General features: G+C 70.7%; 15 protein-coding genes. 6 read left to right on the plus strand and 9 right to left on the minus strand.

Features of this window, described 5'->3' with window-relative positions; all coding sequences use genetic code 11:
* Nucleotides 1-337: 337 nt before the first annotated feature.
* Genes ACFOGJ_RS27255 through ACFOGJ_RS27265 form a run of 3 tightly spaced genes read left to right on the plus strand, consistent with a single transcriptional unit; the run spans nt 338 to nt 6,293 of the window.
* On the plus strand, nt 338-1,582 hold the full coding sequence (locus ACFOGJ_RS27255; RefSeq protein ID WP_379906443.1) for an efflux RND transporter periplasmic adaptor subunit: 1,245 nt from the start codon (nt 338-340) through the stop codon (nt 1,580-1,582).
* Nucleotides 1,579-4,800, plus strand: coding sequence for an efflux RND transporter permease subunit (locus ACFOGJ_RS27260; RefSeq protein ID WP_379906444.1), 3,222 nt, complete (start codon nt 1,579-1,581; stop codon nt 4,798-4,800). Before ACFOGJ_RS27255 ends, ACFOGJ_RS27260 begins: the two co-directional genes overlap by 4 nt.
* A complete protein-coding gene (locus ACFOGJ_RS27265; RefSeq protein ID WP_379906445.1) occupies nt 4,797-6,293 on the plus strand; it encodes an efflux transporter outer membrane subunit in 1,497 nt (498 codons plus the stop codon). Before ACFOGJ_RS27260 ends, ACFOGJ_RS27265 begins: the two co-directional genes overlap by 4 nt.
* A 15-nt stretch (nt 6,294-6,308) precedes the next feature.
* Here ACFOGJ_RS27265 and ACFOGJ_RS27270 read toward each other — a convergent pair whose 3' ends face one another.
* Nucleotides 6,309-6,710: a hypothetical protein gene (locus tag ACFOGJ_RS27270; protein WP_379906446.1), complete on the minus strand. Its 402-nt coding sequence runs from the start codon at nt 6,708-6,710 to the stop codon at nt 6,309-6,311.
* Nucleotides 6,711-6,857: 147 nt separating this feature from the next.
* Here ACFOGJ_RS27270 and ACFOGJ_RS27275 point away from each other — a divergent pair, with 147 nt between their 5' ends.
* Both ACFOGJ_RS27275 and ACFOGJ_RS27280 read left to right on the plus strand, forming a co-directional pair.
* Nucleotides 6,858-7,736, plus strand: a complete 879-nt coding sequence (locus ACFOGJ_RS27275) for a LysR family transcriptional regulator (protein ID WP_379906447.1) — start codon at nt 6,858-6,860, stop codon at nt 7,734-7,736.
* Nucleotides 7,737-7,832: 96 nt separating this feature from the next.
* Nucleotides 7,833-8,903, plus strand: coding sequence for an NAD(P)H-dependent flavin oxidoreductase (locus ACFOGJ_RS27280; RefSeq protein WP_379906448.1), 1,071 nt, complete (start codon nt 7,833-7,835; stop codon nt 8,901-8,903).
* A gap of 339 nt (nt 8,904-9,242) precedes the next feature.
* On the opposite strand, the gene ACFOGJ_RS27285 is transcribed toward ACFOGJ_RS27280, so the two are convergent.
* The 8 genes from ACFOGJ_RS27285 to ACFOGJ_RS27320 form a co-directional block, all read right to left on the minus strand.
* A complete protein-coding gene (locus ACFOGJ_RS27285) occupies nt 9,243-9,398 on the minus strand; it encodes a hypothetical protein (RefSeq protein ID WP_379906449.1) in 156 nt (51 codons plus the stop codon).
* Nucleotides 9,399-9,585: 187 nt separating this feature from the next.
* Nucleotides 9,586-10,845 (minus strand): PepSY-associated TM helix domain-containing protein, encoded by a 1,260-nt coding sequence (locus ACFOGJ_RS27290; RefSeq protein WP_379906450.1) that lies wholly within the window; start codon nt 10,843-10,845, stop codon nt 9,586-9,588.
* Nucleotides 10,846-10,848: 3 nt separating this feature from the next.
* Nucleotides 10,849-13,227, minus strand: coding sequence for a TonB-dependent siderophore receptor (locus ACFOGJ_RS27295; protein ID WP_379906451.1), 2,379 nt, complete (start codon nt 13,225-13,227; stop codon nt 10,849-10,851).
* Nucleotides 13,228-13,497: 270 nt separating this feature from the next.
* On the minus strand, nt 13,498-14,499 hold the full coding sequence (locus ACFOGJ_RS27300; protein ID WP_379906452.1) for a FecR family protein: 1,002 nt from the start codon (nt 14,497-14,499) through the stop codon (nt 13,498-13,500).
* 157 nt (nt 14,500-14,656) lie between these two features.
* Nucleotides 14,657-15,154, minus strand: coding sequence for an RNA polymerase sigma factor (locus tag ACFOGJ_RS27305; RefSeq protein ID WP_379906453.1), 498 nt, complete (start codon nt 15,152-15,154; stop codon nt 14,657-14,659).
* Nucleotides 15,155-15,388: 234 nt separating this feature from the next.
* Nucleotides 15,389-15,553 (minus strand): hypothetical protein, encoded by a 165-nt coding sequence (locus ACFOGJ_RS27310; RefSeq protein ID WP_379906454.1) that lies wholly within the window; start codon nt 15,551-15,553, stop codon nt 15,389-15,391.
* Between the two features lie 143 nt (nt 15,554-15,696).
* A complete protein-coding gene (locus tag ACFOGJ_RS27315; protein WP_379906455.1) occupies nt 15,697-16,038 on the minus strand; it encodes a DOPA 4,5-dioxygenase family protein in 342 nt (113 codons plus the stop codon).
* Nucleotides 16,039-16,154: 116 nt separating this feature from the next.
* The gene (locus tag ACFOGJ_RS27320; RefSeq protein WP_379906456.1) at nt 16,155-16,571 is read right to left on the minus strand and encodes a CBS domain-containing protein; all 417 of its coding nucleotides are present in this window, start codon (nt 16,569-16,571) and stop codon (nt 16,155-16,157) included.
* Nucleotides 16,572-16,813: 242 nt separating this feature from the next.
* Here ACFOGJ_RS27320 and ACFOGJ_RS27325 point away from each other — a divergent pair, with 242 nt between their 5' ends.
* Entirely contained in the window at nt 16,814-17,398 is a 585-nt protein-coding gene (locus ACFOGJ_RS27325) for a type 1 glutamine amidotransferase domain-containing protein (protein ID WP_379906457.1), read from the plus strand.
* Nucleotides 17,399-17,409: the final 11 nt, after the last annotated feature.

Genomic DNA, 17,409 nt, shown 5'->3' on the forward strand with positions numbered 1-17,409 from the left:
ACCGCGGGAGCAGAACGGGTGGCGGCGCAGTTCCGGCCCGATGAATCTCTTTCGACATGACGTACCCCGGAGAAAATGATCCGCAGCCACGCGGCCGGGAGGCCTGCAGCGGGCGACCTTAGGCGCCATGGCGGACCGGTCAACCGCCGCTTCGGCCGGCCGGGTGGGCTGTGCAGGCCGCCATCGTCTCCTCTTCATGTCCCGTTCAGCTTGACGGGACCAGATTGCCGATCATGTGCAGGACATGGGGCATCCCGCCGGATTTGAGGCAGAATGCCCGTCTGCCCCGTTTCCGCCCGCCGCTGTCCGCGGCGCCAGGAGTCTCGAAGGAAACCGCATGTCGTTTGCCCGCCAGGGTCTGATCATCGCCGTACTTGCCGTGCTCGCGCTCGGCGGCTGGTGGGCAGCGGACCGCTACGGCCTGCTGCAGGCCACGCCCGAGGACGAAGCGGCCGGCCGGCGCGGACCTGGCGGCGGCGGCCCGGGAATGGCCGCCGGCCTGCCGGTGATCGCCGAGCCGGTGGCGATGCGCCGCGACGATATTCGCCTGGAGGCGATCGGCACCGGCGAGGCGCTGTCCGGCGTCACCATCTATCCCGCCGTCGCGGGCGAGGTGACGGAGGTCGGTTTCGCCGCCGGGCAGACGGTCCAGAAGGGCGATGTGCTGCTGCGGCTGGACGACGAGGCGGAGCGCCTGGCGGTCGAGCTGGCGAAGCTGGAGGTGAAGGACGCGGAGGTCACCCTGTCGCGCTACCGCAAGGCGGCGCCGACCGGTGCCGTCTCCGCCGCCGAGGTCGATGCCGCGCGCACCTCCCTGGACCGGGGGAAGCTGGCGCTGGAACAGGCCCAGGTCGCGCTGCGCGACCGCACCCTGCGCGCGCCCTTCGCCGGCGTGGTCGGCACGGCGGAGGTCGATCCCGGCGACCGGGTTACCACCAGCACCGCGATCACCACCCTGGACGATCGCAGCGCCATCATCATCACCTTCGACGTGCCGGAGATCCATGCCGACCATATCCGACCCGGCCTGGGCCTGCGGGTCAGCCCGTGGAGCCTGAACGGCCGGCAGTTCGACGGCGTGGTCGAGAGCGTGGGCAGCCGCATCGACCCTGTGTCGCGCACCCTGCCGGTGCGCGCCCGCGTGCCGAACGAGGGCGATGCCCTGCGGCCGGGCATGTCCTTCGCCATCGGCATCGAAATCCCCGGTGAGGACTATGCCAGCGTCCCCGAGATCTCCGTGCTGTGGAGCCGCGAGGGCGCCTATGTCTGGCGGGTCGGCGACGCCGCGGCCCTGGCTGCGGCGGAGAGTCCGGCGCGGACCCGCCCGGCTGCCGCCGGTGACGGCGACAGGGCGACCGCGCCGGCATCCGCAAGCCCCAGCGCGCCGGTGGCGGTGAAGGTGCCGGTGAAGGTGCATCGCCGCGACGGCGGCCGGGTGCTGGTGGAAGGCGGCCTGGAGCAGGGCGACCTGATCGTGGTGGAAGGCGTGCAGCGGCTGCGCGAAGGCAGCGTGCTGCGGCCGACCACGCCGGACGGCGGCACGGGCGGCGTGCCGGATGTCGACGGCCGGAGGGATTCGTGAGCGACCGCCCCCCGCCGGAAGACGGCTTGCCGGACGAAAGCCTGCCGGAAGAGGACGAGGCGGAACTGAACCGCCCGATCACCGGCGACCTGCCGTCGCTCGCGGTACGGCGGCCGATCCTGACCATCGTCGCCAACCTGCTGATCATCATCGGCGGTCTGGCCGCGCTGTCGGGGGTCGAGGTGCGCGAGCTGCCCGATGTCGACCGGCCGATCGTCACCGTCCGCGCGATCTGGGACGGCGCCTCGCCGGAAACCATGGACACCGAGGTCACCTCGGTCCTCGAAGGGGCGGTGGCGCGGGTCTCCGGCGTGCGCTCGATCCGCTCCGGTTCGGAAGAGAACAACATGCGGGTGCGGGTGGAGTTCGAGCCCGACACCGACCTGGACACCGCCGCCAACGACGTGCGCGAGGCGGTGGCCGGGGTGGAGCGCCGCCTGCCCGACGGGGTGGAGGAGGTCAGCGTCGTCAAGGCCGACGACAATGCCGGCGCGGTGATCCGGATCTCCGCGATCAGCGACAGCCTGTCGGAGGAAGAGCTGACCAAGCTGGCGGAGGAGGACATCTCCACCGAGATCGCGTCCGTCCCCGGCGTCGCCACGGTGGAGGTGTTCGGCAGCCGCGAGAAGGTGATGCGGGTGCTGGTGGAACCGCTGCGCCTGTCCAGCTACGGCCTGACGATCGACGATGTGGCGCAGGTGCTGGAAAGCGCGCGCTTCGATGTACCGGCCGGCAGCTTCCGCTCCGACGACCAGCTGCTGATCGTGCGTGCCGACGCCTCCGTCTGGCAGCCGGACGAGGTCGAGAGCCTGGAAATCGCGCCGCGGGTGCGCCTCGGCGATGTCGGCAATGTGGTCTACGGCCCGGCGGATGCGGAGAACAGCGTGCGGCTGGACGGCCGCACCGTGGTCGGCCTGGGCGTGATCCGGCAGGCGCGGTCCAACACCATCGAGATCTCCGAAGGCGTCGACCGTGAGATCGCACGGCTGAACCGCAGCCTGGACGGGGTGGAGATCATCAAGACCTCCGACGATGCGATCTTCATCAAGGGCTCGGTGCGCGAGGTGCTGATCAGCCTGGGCCTGGCCGTCGTCATCGTCATCGCGGTGACCTTCGTCTTCCTGGGCGCCCTGCGGCCCACCCTGATTCCCGCCACCACGATCCCGGTGGCCCTGATCGGCACGGTGGCCGGAATCTGGCTGATGGGCTTTTCCGTCAACATCCTGACCCTGCTGGCGATGGTCCTGGCCACCGGCATGATCGTCGACGATGCGATCGTGGTGATGGAGAACATCCAGCGCCGCAAGGCGCAGGGCCTGCGGCCGCTGGCCGCCGCGGTGCTGGGCACCCGGCAGGTGTTCTTCGCCGTGCTCGCCACCACCGCGACCCTGATCTCGGTGTTCCTGCCGATCGCCTTCCTGCCGTCGACGGCGGGCCGGCTGTTCACCGAGTTCGGTTTCGTGCTGGCGGTCGCGGTGGCGATCTCCTCCTTCGTGGCGCTGACCCTCTGCCCGATGCTGGCGTCCCGCCTGCCGGCCGGCGGCCAGGACCTGCCGGTGGTGCTGCGCCGCATCGGCAGCCCGATGGCCGGCCTCTACCGCCGCATGCTGGACGCCACCCTGGCGGTACCGCTGCTGGTGATCGCCGGGGTCGCCATCCTGGTCGCCCTCGCGGTGCTGCAGTTCGCCAGCCTGGACGAGGAACTGGTGCCGTCGGAGGATCGCGGCACCATCATCATCGCGATGCAGGGCCCGGACGGGGTCGACCTGCCCTACATGGAGCGCCAGGTGGCGCCGGTGGAGGCGGCCCTGGCCCCCCTGCGCGCAGAGGGCCTGATCCAGAACGTCTTCACCATCGTCGGCCGCTACGATTTGAACCGCGCCTTCATCACCGTCACCCTGGTGCCCTGGGAGGAGCGCGAGACCGGCCAGGCCGAGATCGTCCGCCGTCTCCAGCAGGATATCGGGCAGCTGCCCGGCGCCACCGTGCGGATCTTCGGCACCAACAGCCTGAACCTGCGCGGCGCCTCCAGCGGCGGCCTGGAATTCGCCCTGACCGGCACCAGCTATCCCGCCATCGCCGCCGCCGCCGCCGACCTGATCGCCGCCGCCACCGAGCGGCTGCCGCAGCTGCGCGACATGCGCATGGACTACCAGGCGACGCAGCCGCAGCTGTCGGTGAAGATCGACCGGCGCCGGGCGGAGGATCTGGGCATTCCGGTGGAGGGCATCGCCGCCACCCTGCGCGCCATGGTCGACGGCTACGAGGTGACGGAGATCAGCCTGGACGACACCCAGGTGCCGGTGATCCTGCAATCCACCGGCGGCGCCATCAACGATCCCGGCGATCTGGCCAATCTTTATGTCCGTTCCGCCGACGACCGGATGATCCCGCTGACCGCCTTCATCTCGATCACCGAGGAGGGCGTGCCGGCGGAACTGGACCGGGTCGGCCAGAAGCGCGCGGTGGAGATGGATGCCGGCCTGGCGCCGAACGTGCCGTTGCGGCAGGCGATCGCCGACCTGGAAGCGCTGGCCGACGAGGTGCTGCCCGGCAGCATCGGCATCGTCTGGCAGGGCGAGGCGGCGACCCTGGAGGAGACCTCGCAGGAGGTGGCGATCACCTTCGCCATCGCCGTGCTGGTGGTGCTGCTGGTCCTGGCGGCGCAGTTCGAGAGCTTCCTGTCCGCCCTGGTGATCATCCTGACGGTGCCGTCGGGCATCGCCGCCGCCCTGTTCGCCCTGGCGCTGACCGGCACCAGCCTGAACATCTACAGCCAGATCGGGCTGGTGATGCTGATCGGCCTGATGGCGAAGAACGGCATCCTGATCGTGGAATTCGCCGACCAGCTGCGCGACCGCGGCCTGCCGGTCCACCGCGCGATCCGGGAGGCATCGCTGGTGCGGCTGCGGCCGGTGATGATGACCATGCTGTCGACCGTGTTCGGCGCCCTGCCGCTGATCCTGGCCGCCGGGCCGGGGGCGGAGGCACGCACCGCGATCGGCTGGGTGATCTTCGGAGGCTTGGGCATCGCCACCTTCTTCACCCTGTTCCTGACCCCGGCGGTCTATCGCGTGCTGGCGCCGCTGACCCGGCCGCGCGCCGACGCCCAGGGCCGCCTGAAGGCGGAGATGGAGGCCGCGCGCAGCCGGCCGGACCGCCTCTCAGGCGGTGGCGACAGCGCCGCCCCGGCACCCAGCCCGGGCCCGGCGGAATGAGCCGGCGCAGGTCATTGGCCGCCATGCTGGCGGCCGGGCTGCTTGCGCCCGCGCTGGCCGGCTGCATCACCGTGGTCGGCCCCGACCCCGTCGCCCCGCAGGCGGATCCGGGCGCCGCCTACGACGCGGCGGTGCCGGCGCCGGTGGGCGCCGCGCCGGAGCCGGCGGACCGGCGCGACTGGTGGACCGCCTTCCGCGACCCGGTCCTCGACCGCCTGGTGACGGAAAGCCTGGCCGGCAATCCCGGCCTGCAGGAAGCCGCCAGCCGGGTGCGCGAGGCGCAGGCCCTGTCCCGCGGCGTAACGGCCGAGGGGCGGCCGACCCTGGACCTGGATGCCGATGCCGGCATCGACCGGACGCAGCGGATCGGCAATTCCGCCAGCAGCCGCACGACCGGTTCCAGCAGCAGCAACGAGACCTCCGGCGCCCTCGGCCTGGGCCTCGGCTTCGGCTGGGTGCCCGACCTGTTCGGCGGCCAGCAGCGGGCGGAGGAGGCGGCGCAGGCCGAAGTGGAGCGCCAGGCCTGGCTGCGCCGCGACACCGCGCTGGCGCTGGTGGCGGAGACCACCCGCACCTACGTCTCCTATCGTGGCACCCAGGCGCTGCAGGCGCTGGCGGCCGAGAGCCTGGACCTGCAGGTGCAGACCCTGACCCTGGTCGAGGGCCGCACCGAGGCAGGACTGGCGCCGCAGCTGGACCTCAGCCGGGCGCAGGCGGCCGTCGCCTCGCTGCAGGCGGCCCTGGCGCCGACGGAGGCCGAGCTGCAGCGGCTGCGCAATGCGCTGGCCGTGCTGGCGGGACGCCTGCCCGGCAGCCTTGACCTTCCCGACGGCGAGACGGGCTATGCCGCGATACCGGTGCTGAATGCCGGCCCGCCGATCGGCCTGCCGGTCGACCTGCTGCGCCGGCGGCCCGACCTGCGGGCCGCCGAAGCGGCATTGATCGCGACCACCGCCGAGATCGGCGTCGCGGAGGCCGAATTCTATCCCAGCCTCAGCCTGCCGGGCAGCCTGAGCCTCAACGTCTCCGGCCTGGGCACCGGCTCCGTGGTGCAGACGATCGTCGCCGCGCTGGGTGCGGCGCTGAACCTGCCGCTCTATGACGGCGGGCTGCGCCAGGCGAACCTGGATGCCGCGCAGGAACGCGCATTGCAGGCCCTGCTGGCCTACCGCACCGCCCTGCTCGCTGCGCTGCAGCAGGTGGAGGCCGCCCTGCTCGCCTATCAGGGCGCCAGCGCCCGGCTGGCCGCGCTGGAGGACGAGGTCGCCGCCAGCGAAACCGCCTTCAACCAGGCGGAGACCCTGTACCGCCAGGGGCTGGCCAGCTTCCTGGACGTGCTGGACGCACAGCGCGAACTGACGACCTCCCGCCGCGACCGGGTGGTGGCCGCGACCAATGTCGCCCAGGCGACCATGGATATCTACGAAGCCGCCGGCCTGGCGCCGGACCTGCCGCCGGTCGGCACCACGGCGGAGACGGTGCCGCAGGGATAGGGTATCCGCCCGCGCCTATCCGTCCGATCCGCTCAGCATGATCTGCATGCCGTAGGCGAAGCAGACCTTGCTTGACGGATCGACCCTGCCCAGCAGGACGACGTTCATGTCGGACAGAAAGGCATCGACGAAGGCATCGGCATATTCGTACGCGAAGGTGTTGGACACCGATCCCTGCCGGTCCACCCCCCGCACCATGATCCGGTCGCTGTCGCACTGTTCCAGGCCGTCGTCGGTGACGTAGATCGCGCCGGTCTCGTCGAACAGCAGCTTCATGCCGGTGGGCTTGCCGACCTCGTCGAACTTGTTCGCCCACACGCTGGTATCGTCGGCCTGCGCCATTGGCGCCACCGCCGGCCCCGCGATAGCCACTGCGGCAACCGCAAGAGCGGTCCTCCACATCCTGCTTTTGCTCATGGTGCCCGCTTCCTCTCCTGCCTTGGGAAGCGCCATTCAAGCCGGGTGGGACAGGCGATGGAACCCATGGCGGACCCTGCCCGGGTTCTGTATCTCGAAGATGCTTGTATGATGCCAGAAACGTTCGCTTTCTGAGATGGATGGCCGATGGACGCTGGTGACCTGCGGGTGTTCGAGGCGGTGCTGCGCACCGGCGGCATCAACCGCGCGGCGGGGGAGCTGAACACCGTCCAATCCAACGTCACCGCGCGCATCCGGCGGCTGGAGGCGGAACTGGGCACCCGCCTGTTCGACCGCCATGCCCGCGGGGTCACGCCGACCGCGGCGGGGCGGCGCCTGGCGCCCTTCGCCAGCGCCATCGACGGCCTGCTGCAGGAGGCGCGCCGCGCCGTCGCGGACGACGGCGTGCCGCGCGGAGCCCTGACCATCGGCGCGCTGGAGACCACGGCGGCCCTGCGCCTGGCCCCGGCCCTGGCGGACTATGCCGCCGCCTGGCCGGAGGTCGACCTGGTGCTGCGCACCGGCACCAGCGCGGAGATGCTGCAGGCGGTGCTGGACCGCGATGTCGAGGGCGCCTTCGTCTGCGGCCCCGTCTCCCATCCCGACCTCGTCGCCCAGCCGATGTTCCGGGAGGAGCTGGTACTGGCCACCTCCCCGGCCATTGGCGGGCTCGACGGCCTCGCCGACCGGCCCGATGCGAAGATCGTCGTGCTGCGCGCCGGCTGTTCCTACCGCCAGCGGCTGGAGGAGGTGCTGGCCCGGCGCGGCGTCGCCGGCCTGCGCCGCCTGGAGTTCGGCACCATCGAGGCGCTGCTCGCCTGCACCGCCGCCGGCATCGGCGTCACCCTGCTGCCGCGCGGCATCGTCGAGGCTGCCGCCGGCCGCTTCCGCCTGTCGCTTTGCGATCTGCCGCCGGCGGAGGCGCTGGTGGAGACCCTCTTCGTGCAACGCCGGGAGGCGATGCGGTCCAGCGCCCTGTCCGCACTTCTGGACCGGGTCGCCGGAAAGCCCCGCGCGGCCGCATAAACTTCCTATCGCTTCTACAGATAGGGCGGATCTGGATTATTCGTTTTTCAGCATATTGGTCGCGCCCTACCTTCCGGACGGAAAGAGGAGAGCGCCATGACCGCAGAGCAACGCCTGAGCACCGACCTGACCCGCCGCCTGGGCATTGCCCATCCGGTGGTGCAGGCGCCGATGGCCGGCGGCAGCGACACGCCGGAGCTGGTCGCCGCGGTGGGCGCCGCGGGCGGCATCGGCTTCCTGGGCAGCGCCTACCGCACGCCGGAGCAGATCAGCGCCGCCGCCGCCGCGGTGCGGGCGAAGACCGACGCCCCGTTCGGGGTGAACCTGTTCGCGCCGACCCCGGCACCGCCGGCGGTCGACCCGGGCCCGGCGGTGTCGCGCCTGGCCGGCTATTTCGAGGAACTGGGCCTGCAGCGGCCGGTCGCGCCGGCGCTTCCGCCGGACGGCTTCGACGCGCAGGTCGCCGCGGCACTGGATAGCGGCGCGGCGGCCTTCTCCTTCACCTTCGGCATCCCGCCGGCGGCGGTGCGGCAGGCGATCAAGGCGCGCGGCATGCTGCTGATCGGCACCGCCACCACGGTGGCGGAGGCGGTGCAGCTGAAGGAGGCGGGGTTCGAGGCGATCGTCGCGCAGGGTGCCGAGGCCGGCGGCCATCGCGGGACATTCGCCGGCGCCTTCGAGGCCTCGATGGTCGGCTCGATGGCGCTGGTCCCGCAGGTGGTCGACGCCACCGGCCTGCCGGTGCTGGCCTCCGGCGGCATCATGGACGGTCGCGGCCTGGCGGCGGCGCTGGTGCTGGGCGCGGCCGGGGTGCAGATGGGCACCGCCTTCCTGGCGGCGGCGGAATCCGGCCTGCCCGATGCCTATCGCGCGGCGCTCGGCACCGCCCGCGAGGACGGCACGCGTGTCACCCGCGCCTTCTCCGGCCGACCTGCCCGCGGCATCGCCAACCGCTTCATGGACGAGGTGGAGGCGGCGGGAGAGATCCTGCCCTTCCCGCTGCAGAACGGCCTGACCCGGCCGCTGCGCACGGAGGCGGCGCGCCAGGGCCGGGCGGAGTTCCTCTCGCTCTGGGCCGGCCAGGGCGTGCCGATGGCACGGCCGCAGGCTGCGGCGGATCTGGTCGCCCGACTCGTGGCGGAGGCGCAGGCCGCCCTCGGACGCTAGAGGGTTCCCGGAACAGATGGAAGCGGCACCACATACCCAATCGTCATCCCCTGCTTGATCGGGGATCCATTCCGCCAGCCTCCCGGCTGCTGATCAGGTTGCGGAATGGGTTCTCGGGTCAAGCCCGAGAACGACAACGCTTCTACCAAAAATGGGAACGCTCTAGGTCCAGGCGGGATCAGCAGGCTGGATCAGCCCTGTGCGAACAGCTGCATCAACCCGCCGCCCGCGGCCGCCAGGCTGTCGTCGGGTTTCGGTGGATTGGCGCAAAGCAGGCGGGGCGAAGTGCATCGTCACCTGCCGCGGGGCTGCGGATCGGGCCCTGGCCGGCTCTCCGCCTCAGAGGATCACGGCATATTCCGCCAGTGCCGCGCCGGCGCTGACGGATCCCAGGTCGATCGCCGGCGAATCGCCCGCGGCCTTTGCCGCAGTTTGCGGCGCGAATGGGTCCCGGTGGGCCTGGCGTCCCTTGTTCCGGCTCTTGCCCTGTTTCACATAAGCCTCCTGTATCCTGAATCCCGTCAGGTCAGAGGTCATGGACAATGCGGGAGGCCGCGTGGCGGCCGGATGTCAGGCTGTGTCGGTACGATCGGAGCAAACGGGGTTCGTGCAGCAGCAGCAGGCACGCCCTGACACCGGGCATGCGCCTGGAAGGCGGTGATCCGGCAGATGGCGGCCGCAGTCATGCCCGTGGCGAAAGCCGGTGCCGCAGGCGCACTGTGCGCCGCGCCGTGCGCTTGCGCCACCACAGGATCACCCCCGTGACCGAGAGCATCGCAACGGCGATGCCCGCGGCACAGACCAGGATGCGGCCGGGCAGGCCGAGCAGCTCGCCCGAGTGCAGGGGCATCTGCAGGTCCATGATGACGTCGCCGGCCGTGCCCTCGCCCGGCACATGCACCTGCAGCACCCGGCCGTCGCGCATGTCGATGTCGATGACGGGAGTGCCGAGCCAGACCCCGCGCCGGTGCTGCGACGGGCGATAGGTCACCGCATAGATGCCGCGGCTGCTGCGATAGATCCGGTCGGGCCGCTGCGTCCATCCGCGGCCGCGCGCCTCCGCCTGCGCCCGCGCCAGCCCTTCGTCGAAGCCGAACGGCGGTGGCACGACACTGGGCGGCGGCGCCGGCATCTCGTAGACCGACGGGGTCAGGGGCGAGATCAGTTCCACCACCGGCCGGAACAGTTCGCGATAGAGGTTGAAGTAGATCGACGACACCGCCACCGCGAGCAGCACCGGCCAGAACCAGAGCCCGGCGGCGCGGTGCAGGTCCAGATTGACCCGGTGAAAGCCGGCACGACGCTTCACGCCCCAGGCGATCCGCCACTTGGCGAGGAATGGGCGGCCGCGCGGCAGGGTCAGCCAGGCGCCGACGAAGCAGTCCAGCAGCCACAGCACCGCCACCGCGCCCAGCAGCCAGCGCCCGAGATGCCCCCATTCCCCCGGCAGCTGCAGCATGTAGTGGAAGCGGTAGAGGAAAGGGATGATGCTCTGCCGGCTGCAGCAGGCGCCGGTGTCGCGGGTGCCCAGCAGCGCGCCGGTCACCGGATCGGCGAACGCCTCGTCATAGGCCAGCGCGACCGGCCGGCCGCTGACCGGATCGACCCGGCCCCGGACGGTCACGCGCGCCGCCTCCCCCGGCGGCAGGTTCAGCGGCACAGAGACCGCGATGGCCCCCGGCAGCGCCGCCTCCACCGCGGCGGCGAGCGCGTCCGGCGGCAATGGCGGGCCGCGCCCCGGGCTGCGGAACAGGTCCGGGTTGAGCCAGGCGTCCAGCTCGCTGTCGAAAGCGATAACGCTGCCGGTCAGCCCGGCCATCACCAGGAATGCAGCCATCGCCAGCCCGGCCCAGCGGTGCAGCACCACCAGGGCCGGGCGGGCCCAGGGTCGGCGGACAGGCCGGCTGGCAGGCCGGCGTCCGGCTATGCCCGCCGCCGCCATGGCTCAGAAGTCGAAGCTGGTGGAGACCAGGAAGGTGCGCGGCGCGCCCTGCACCAGGGTCTCGCGCGCGGCGGAGGCCCAGTAATCGTTGTCCAGCAGGTTCTCCACATTGGCGCGGATCGTCACCGGATTGCCGCCCAGGGTCAGCCGGTAGCGGGCGCCGATGTCGAAGCGCACCCATTGCGGCAGCTCCAGGGTATTGGCGGCATCCAGGTATTGCGGGCTGGAATAGATGCCGCGGCCGGTCAGGGTCAGGCCATGAAGGAACGGCGTGTCCCATTCCGCCCCCATCACCCCCTGGAAGCGGGGCGCGGCGACGGCGGTGTTGCCGTCGTTGATGCCGCCCTGGGTTTGCACCAGGTCGGCGTCCAGATACATCACCCCGCCCAGCAGGCGGACAGTCTCCGTCACCTCGCCGAACAGGTTGAGCTCGATGCCGCGATTGCGCTGCTCGCCGTCGACGCCGAAGACGTTGGTGGTCGGATCGGTCAGCCCGTTCGGCTGGGTGATCTGGAAGGCCGAGAGGGTGGCGCCGATATCGCCATGGTCGACCTTCACGCCGACCTCGATCTGCTTGCTCTGGAAGGGCGGGAAGACCTCGCCCGCATTGACGGCGGTGTTCGGCGCCGTCGGCCCCTGCTGCAGCCCCTCGATATAGCTGCCGTAGAGCGAGACGTTCTGCCAGGGCTTCACCAGGATGCCCAGGGTCGGGGTGACCCGCGACTTGTCGTATTCCGACGTGATCGCGCCGGTCGTGCCGTTGAAGTTCGTCGAGCCCACCTGCTGGCGCCGCGCCCCCAGGGTCAGCTGCACCCGGTCGCCCCAGACCGACAGCACGTCGGCCAGGGCGAAGCTGGTCAGGTCGCTCTCCGCCGTCTTCGGGATGTCGCCATAGGACGGCAGGACGGGCCGCGCCACCTCCACCGGCTCGTAGAGATTGGAGAAGATCGTCGTCAGCCGGGTGGAGAGCTGGCCGTATTCCTCGTGATACTTCGATCCCGACAGGGTGACCTCGTGGCGGATGCCGCCGGTCTGGAAGTCGCCGCGGATACCGAGCTCGCCGCTCCTGGTGACGTCATAGGCGTTGATGTAGTGGGGCCGCGAGGCGATCAGGCCGGCATTGTTCTGCAGCAGCCAGGTGGTCTGCAGGCTGTCCAGGTCGGTCCGGCGGGCGCCAGCCGCGGCATAGGCGGTGACGTTGTCCAGGATATCGACCTCGCCGCGAACCATGCCGAAGACATTCTGTTCGTCATAGTATGTCCAGGGCTGGAAGAAGTTTGAGGTCGAGTCCGGTGCCGTGGGTACCGGGAAGGCGAAGTCGAACAGCAGGCCCTGCTGGGCATCGGTGTTGTTCACCGCATAGGACAGGTCGGCCTCCAGCCGCACCCGCTCGCCGCGATAGTCCATGCCGACGGAGGCATTGCCGTTCTCCTGGCTCTGGTTCTCCACCGGCGTGTCGCCGTTGCGGTACAGGCCGTTCACCCGCACCCCGAACGCCTTGTCGCGGCCGAAGCGGCGGCCGACATCGACCTGGCCGCCGACTTGGGCGTCGGAGATGTACATCGGCGTCACCCGGGTCAGCGGGGTGTCGCCGGCGCGTTTCGGCACCACGTTGATGGTGCCGCCGATGGAGCCGTAGGGGGACATGCCGTTCAGCAGGGCGTTCGGGCCTTTCAGAACCTCGACCCGCTCCAGCGAAGCGACCGGCGTGGTGTAGAACGGCGCGATGCCGTACAGGCCGTTATAGGACATGTCGCGGTTGAACACGGTGAGGCCGCGGATCGTGAACTCCTCGCTGCCCCTCGCCCGGCCATAGTCGCTGCGCACCGAGGGGTCGTTGGCCATCAGGTCGCCGACCAGCAGCGCCTGCTGGTTCTCGATCGTTTCCACGGTATAGCTGGTGGTGCTGTAGGGCGTGTCCATGAAGTCGCGGTTGCCCAGCATGCCGACCTGGCCGCCGCGCGCCACCTGGCCGCCGGCAAAGGGTGCCGGCTTCGTGCCGATCAGCGCCTGGGCCGGTGCCCCGCCTTCGCCTTCCACGGTCACGGCGTCCAGGGCGATGGCGCCGGTCCGGTCCGTGGTGCGGGCGATGGTGACCGTGCCCGGCGCCGACAGGTCGTAGCGCAGGCCGGTGCCGGACAGCAGCGCCTGCAGCGCATCCTCCGGCCGGGCGCTGCCGGTGAAGCCGGGGCTCTGCACGCCGCGCACATCCTCGGTCCGGTAGGCGAGCTGCAGGCCGGACTGCGCGCGGAACTGCCGCAGCGCGGCTGCCAGCGACTGCGCCGGAATGGCGAAGGCCCGCGCCGCCTGCTCCGGTGCAACGGTTGTCGCGCTGTCCGACTGCGCCCATGCCGCCGGCGCCGCGCAGCCGGCAAGCAGCATGGCAGCCAGGACATGGCGCAGGCCCGCCCGCCCGACACCGCTCCTCCCGCGCGTCCCAACCTCACGGGCCTGCGCTGCGCCAGGCGCCCCGTTTTCCGGCGTCCACCCCATTTCCTGTCCCCCTTCGCGGCGGCAGATCCGTCTGCCGGCCAGGCATCTCTCAAGCATGCGAATAGGTGTCATTCGCACCCAATGTCACAGCCAAGACGCATGGCAGGGGCCGCCTGCTCACCTGAAGGGAAAGATTTTTTGGTACGCCGCAGCGGGGGCTCAGCGCAGGACGAGCAGATAGGGGCCGATCGCGGTCACTGTCAGGCCGTGTGTCGCGGCGAGACCGGCGATCGCGGCATCCAGCCGGTCGATGTCGAACCCGCCCGAGACCCGGTCGTAGCGGTCGCTCCCATCCAGCAGCAGGATCCGGCCCGGCCGGTAGCGGTCGATTTCGGCCAGGGCGGCATCCAGCGGCAGGTCGTCGATGACGATGACACCGCGTCGCCAGGGTGCCGCCATGGCCGGATCCCGGGCGACCGGCACTGCGGGCGCGGCACCCTCCGCATAGGCGGTCCGTTCGCCGGCACGCGCCAGGACGGAAGCGGCCGGGTCGGCATCGTCCCGCGGCGATGTCACCGCGACCCGCCCTTCGGTGACCGTGATCGTCGCGCCGTCCGCCGCGCGCCGCACGACGAACGCGGTACCGACGGCACGCGTCTCTCCGCCCGCCGCGATGACGCGGAACGGCCGGGCGGGATCCGGTCGCACCTCGAAGAACGCCTCCCCCTGCAGCAGTTCGATCTGCCGCGCACCGGCGGAGAAATCCACCGCGATGGCGCTGTCGGTGTTGAGATGCGCGACGGAACCGTCCGGCAGGGTCACCAGCGCCTGCTCGCCGACGCCGGTACGGTGGTCGGACAGCAGGCCGAGCCGCAGCTGGCCACCGAACAGCAGCAGCAGCGCCAGGCAGGCGGCGGCGAGGCCGCCCGCCAGCAGCGCGCGCCGACCCGGCCGCCGACCGGTGCCGGCGGGAACCGGCCGCTGCCGCGGCGGCGCTGCGGCGGGCGCCTCCTGCAGCAGGGCCTCCGATCTGGCATGGAGGCCGCCAAGGCGCTGCCAGAAGCGGCGTTCCCGTTCGAATGCCGAACGATGGGCAGGTGCCCCGTCGACCCAGTTCCGGAACGCCGCCATCTCGGCAGCCTCGAGGTCGCCGGATGCCAGCCGCAGCACCCAGTCGCGGGCCGCCGCGGTCACCGGATCCTCTTCGCGTTCCTGCGTCATCGGCCCTTCCGTATCAGGGGACTCTCCAGGCAGCCGGAGGCGGCGGATGCGATCGTCCCTCCGCTCCGCCGGCACGAGGGCGGTACCTGCCCCTTACATGACGATTGGCGATGCCGATCGCTCACCTCCGGCAACGCGCACAGGTCGACCGGCATGATCAGGGGTCGCGCACCTTGGCCAGGTGATCCAGCGCATTGCGCAGATGCTTGAACACGGCGGTGGGCGAGAGGCCGACGATCGCCGCGATCTCGCGCTGCGACTTCTCCTCGAAGCGGCTCAGATGGAAGATCCGGCGGGTCGTCGGGGGCAGTTCGGCCAGTGCCCGTTCAAGCCGCCTGAGTTCGGCGCGCGCGATCAGGGTCCGTTCGGGCGTGGCGGGTTCCTGGCCATCCGCCAGCCAGGCCTGCGCCTCGGCCAGCAGTTCCACCTGCCGGTTTTCGCGTCGCTGGTGGTCGATCGCCAGGTTGGCGGCCATACGGAACAGGTAGGCGCGGCCATTGCGCACCGGCTCATGCCCGTCCAGCGAGGCGACCTTCAGGTAGAGTTCCTGCGCGATGTCCTGGGCGGCAAAAGCGGATTTCAGCCGCGCGACCAGGAACTGGACCAGGTCGCGCTCATTCTCCCTGAAAGCCTGTACCAGCGGCGATTCCGGCATGGTTCCCGACCTGTTGCCCCCGTCCGGGTGCAGGAAGCCCGCGATGGCGTCCCGAGGGCGGCATGGTGCCGCGGATCAGGCGGTGATGCTATCTGAGGTGCGAACCATTCTCAATACAATGACGACTGCCGGGCCAGGATCGTCAGGCCGCCGCCCTGCGCGCAGCGGGCAGGGCCCTGGGCATGTCCGGTCTCGCTGCCCCGGCCGTTGCGGGACCGGCGCCGCGTCCACCGCTCATTCAGTGCTGTGGATGATCGGCATGAGGGTGCCGCCGGACAATGTGTCCAGCGCGGCGCCGTCCAGCCGGCATCGCCGCTGGCGGCGCAGCTGCTCCCGGCCAGCGGGCTGCAGCACTGCGCTGTTGCGGCACTCACTGCGGTCTTCGTCCGGGCCCTGCATCGCTTTCTCCGTTCCGCTTCGAGGGATGACCATGACGGGCAGGTCGCGTCGGAATGCGGCTGGATGGTGTCTGCAGGATTTCGGTATTCGCCTGTGCGGGCCCGGCGCCGCCTGCCGGCGGCGCCATCAGTCGCAACGCAGGCTCAGGCGGCCCCCTTCCGGAACTGCCGCAGGTCGAGCGGCAGCATCTGGCCCATCCAGATCGCGTGCCGGGTATGGTCGGTCAGGTCGTCGCCGGTCTGCGGATGGGTGAAGATCGTCAGCCCGTCGCGGTTCAGCGCCAGCCAGGGCACCACCTCGCCGAACTTCTCCGGCAGGAAGGAAAGCTGGCAGCTCCAGCAGGGATGCGGGCCGACCGGCTTCTTGTGAAAGCGCCCCATCGTCACGCCGAAGCGGTCGCGCGCGGCCTCGCACAGGGCGTGGGCCTGCTCGGCCGTCTCCTCGCTGAAATAGACATGGGCGTGGAAGTCGATGATCTCGGTCATGGCGCCTCGCAACTGACGAGGTTCCAGGCATAGGCCAAGGCTTCCGGAGGGTCAAAGGCCCGGCCGCGGTGAGCCGCGGCCGGGCCCTGAACTGCCTGGCTCGTCGGCCGTCAGGCTCAGGCCGCCCCGGAGATCACCTCCAGGGCATCGCCCGCCTCGGCCCTCATCCCGTGGGCGGCGAGATCGCCCAGGGTGACGATACCGGCCAGCCGCTTGTCGCGATCGACCACCGCCATGCGGCGCACAGCATTGCGGGCGAAGCTCTCGGCCGCCTCCTCGATCGTCTGGTCGTCATAGAGATAGAGCACCTGCCCGGTCATGATGTCCTGCAAGGTCGCAATCTGCGGGTCGTGGCCGTTGGCAAGACCGCGCACCACGATATCGCGGTCGGTCACCATGCCGACCAGGCGATCCTTGTAGCCGACCGGCAGAAAGCCGATATCGCGCGCCTTCATCTCCCGCGCCGCCTCGGCAAGAGTGGTGCCGGGGGAGGAGATCTCGACATTGGATGTCATGATTTCCTTGATCTGCATGGCTCGCCTCCTTGGCATCTGGAACCATTGCCGAACGCGACGATGGGCCTCACCAGCGCGAGCCACCGTCATTCGGCGAGCATCCGGGCAACACCCTCTGCCCGGCCGTCGTTCCGTTGCCGGCCGGCATCGGCGCACTGGCGGGACCGGTGCGGGAACCAAGCCCGCCGGCCGCATGTTGGCATTGCGGGGGTCGGCACCACGGAAGCGCTTTTGCCAGACGCATTGGAAAGGACATCGCCATGTCCGCGAAGAAGAAGATCGCCATTCTCGCCACCGACGGCTTCGAACAGTCGGAACTGACGGAACCGCGCCGCGCCCTGATGGAGGCGGGGCATGAGGTGTCTGTGGTTTCCCTGGACAGCGGCAGTATCCGCGGCGTGAAGGGCCACGAACCCGGCGACAAGGTCGACGTGGACCGCATATTGGCCGATGTCACCCCGGACGACTTCGACGCCCTGGTGCTGCCGGGCGGGGTCTACAATCCCGACACCCTGCGCCAGGAGGCGGCGGCGGTGGATTTCGTGCGCGACTTCATGGAGTCCGGAAAGCCCCTGGCAGCAATCTGCCACGGCCCCTGGCTGCTGGTCGAGGCGGACCTTCTGCGCGGCCGCCGGGCAACCTCCTTCGCCTCGATCCGCACCGACATGCGCAATGCCGGCGCCAACTGGGTCGACGAGCCTGTGGTGGTCGACGGCAACCTGATCACCAGCCGCAATCCGGGTGACCTGGAGGCGTTCTGCAGCACCACCCTGGAGGCCGTCGTGAACGGGCCCGCGGCGCGGGCCGGCAGCGCCACCGTGCATCCGATCCGGGCCGGCGCCTGAGCGTCCGGCCC

Origin of the sequence: Marinibaculum pumilum (assembly GCF_042646425.1) — a bacterium.
GTDB lineage: Bacteria > Pseudomonadota > Alphaproteobacteria > Ferrovibrionales > Ferrovibrionaceae > Marinibaculum > Marinibaculum pumilum.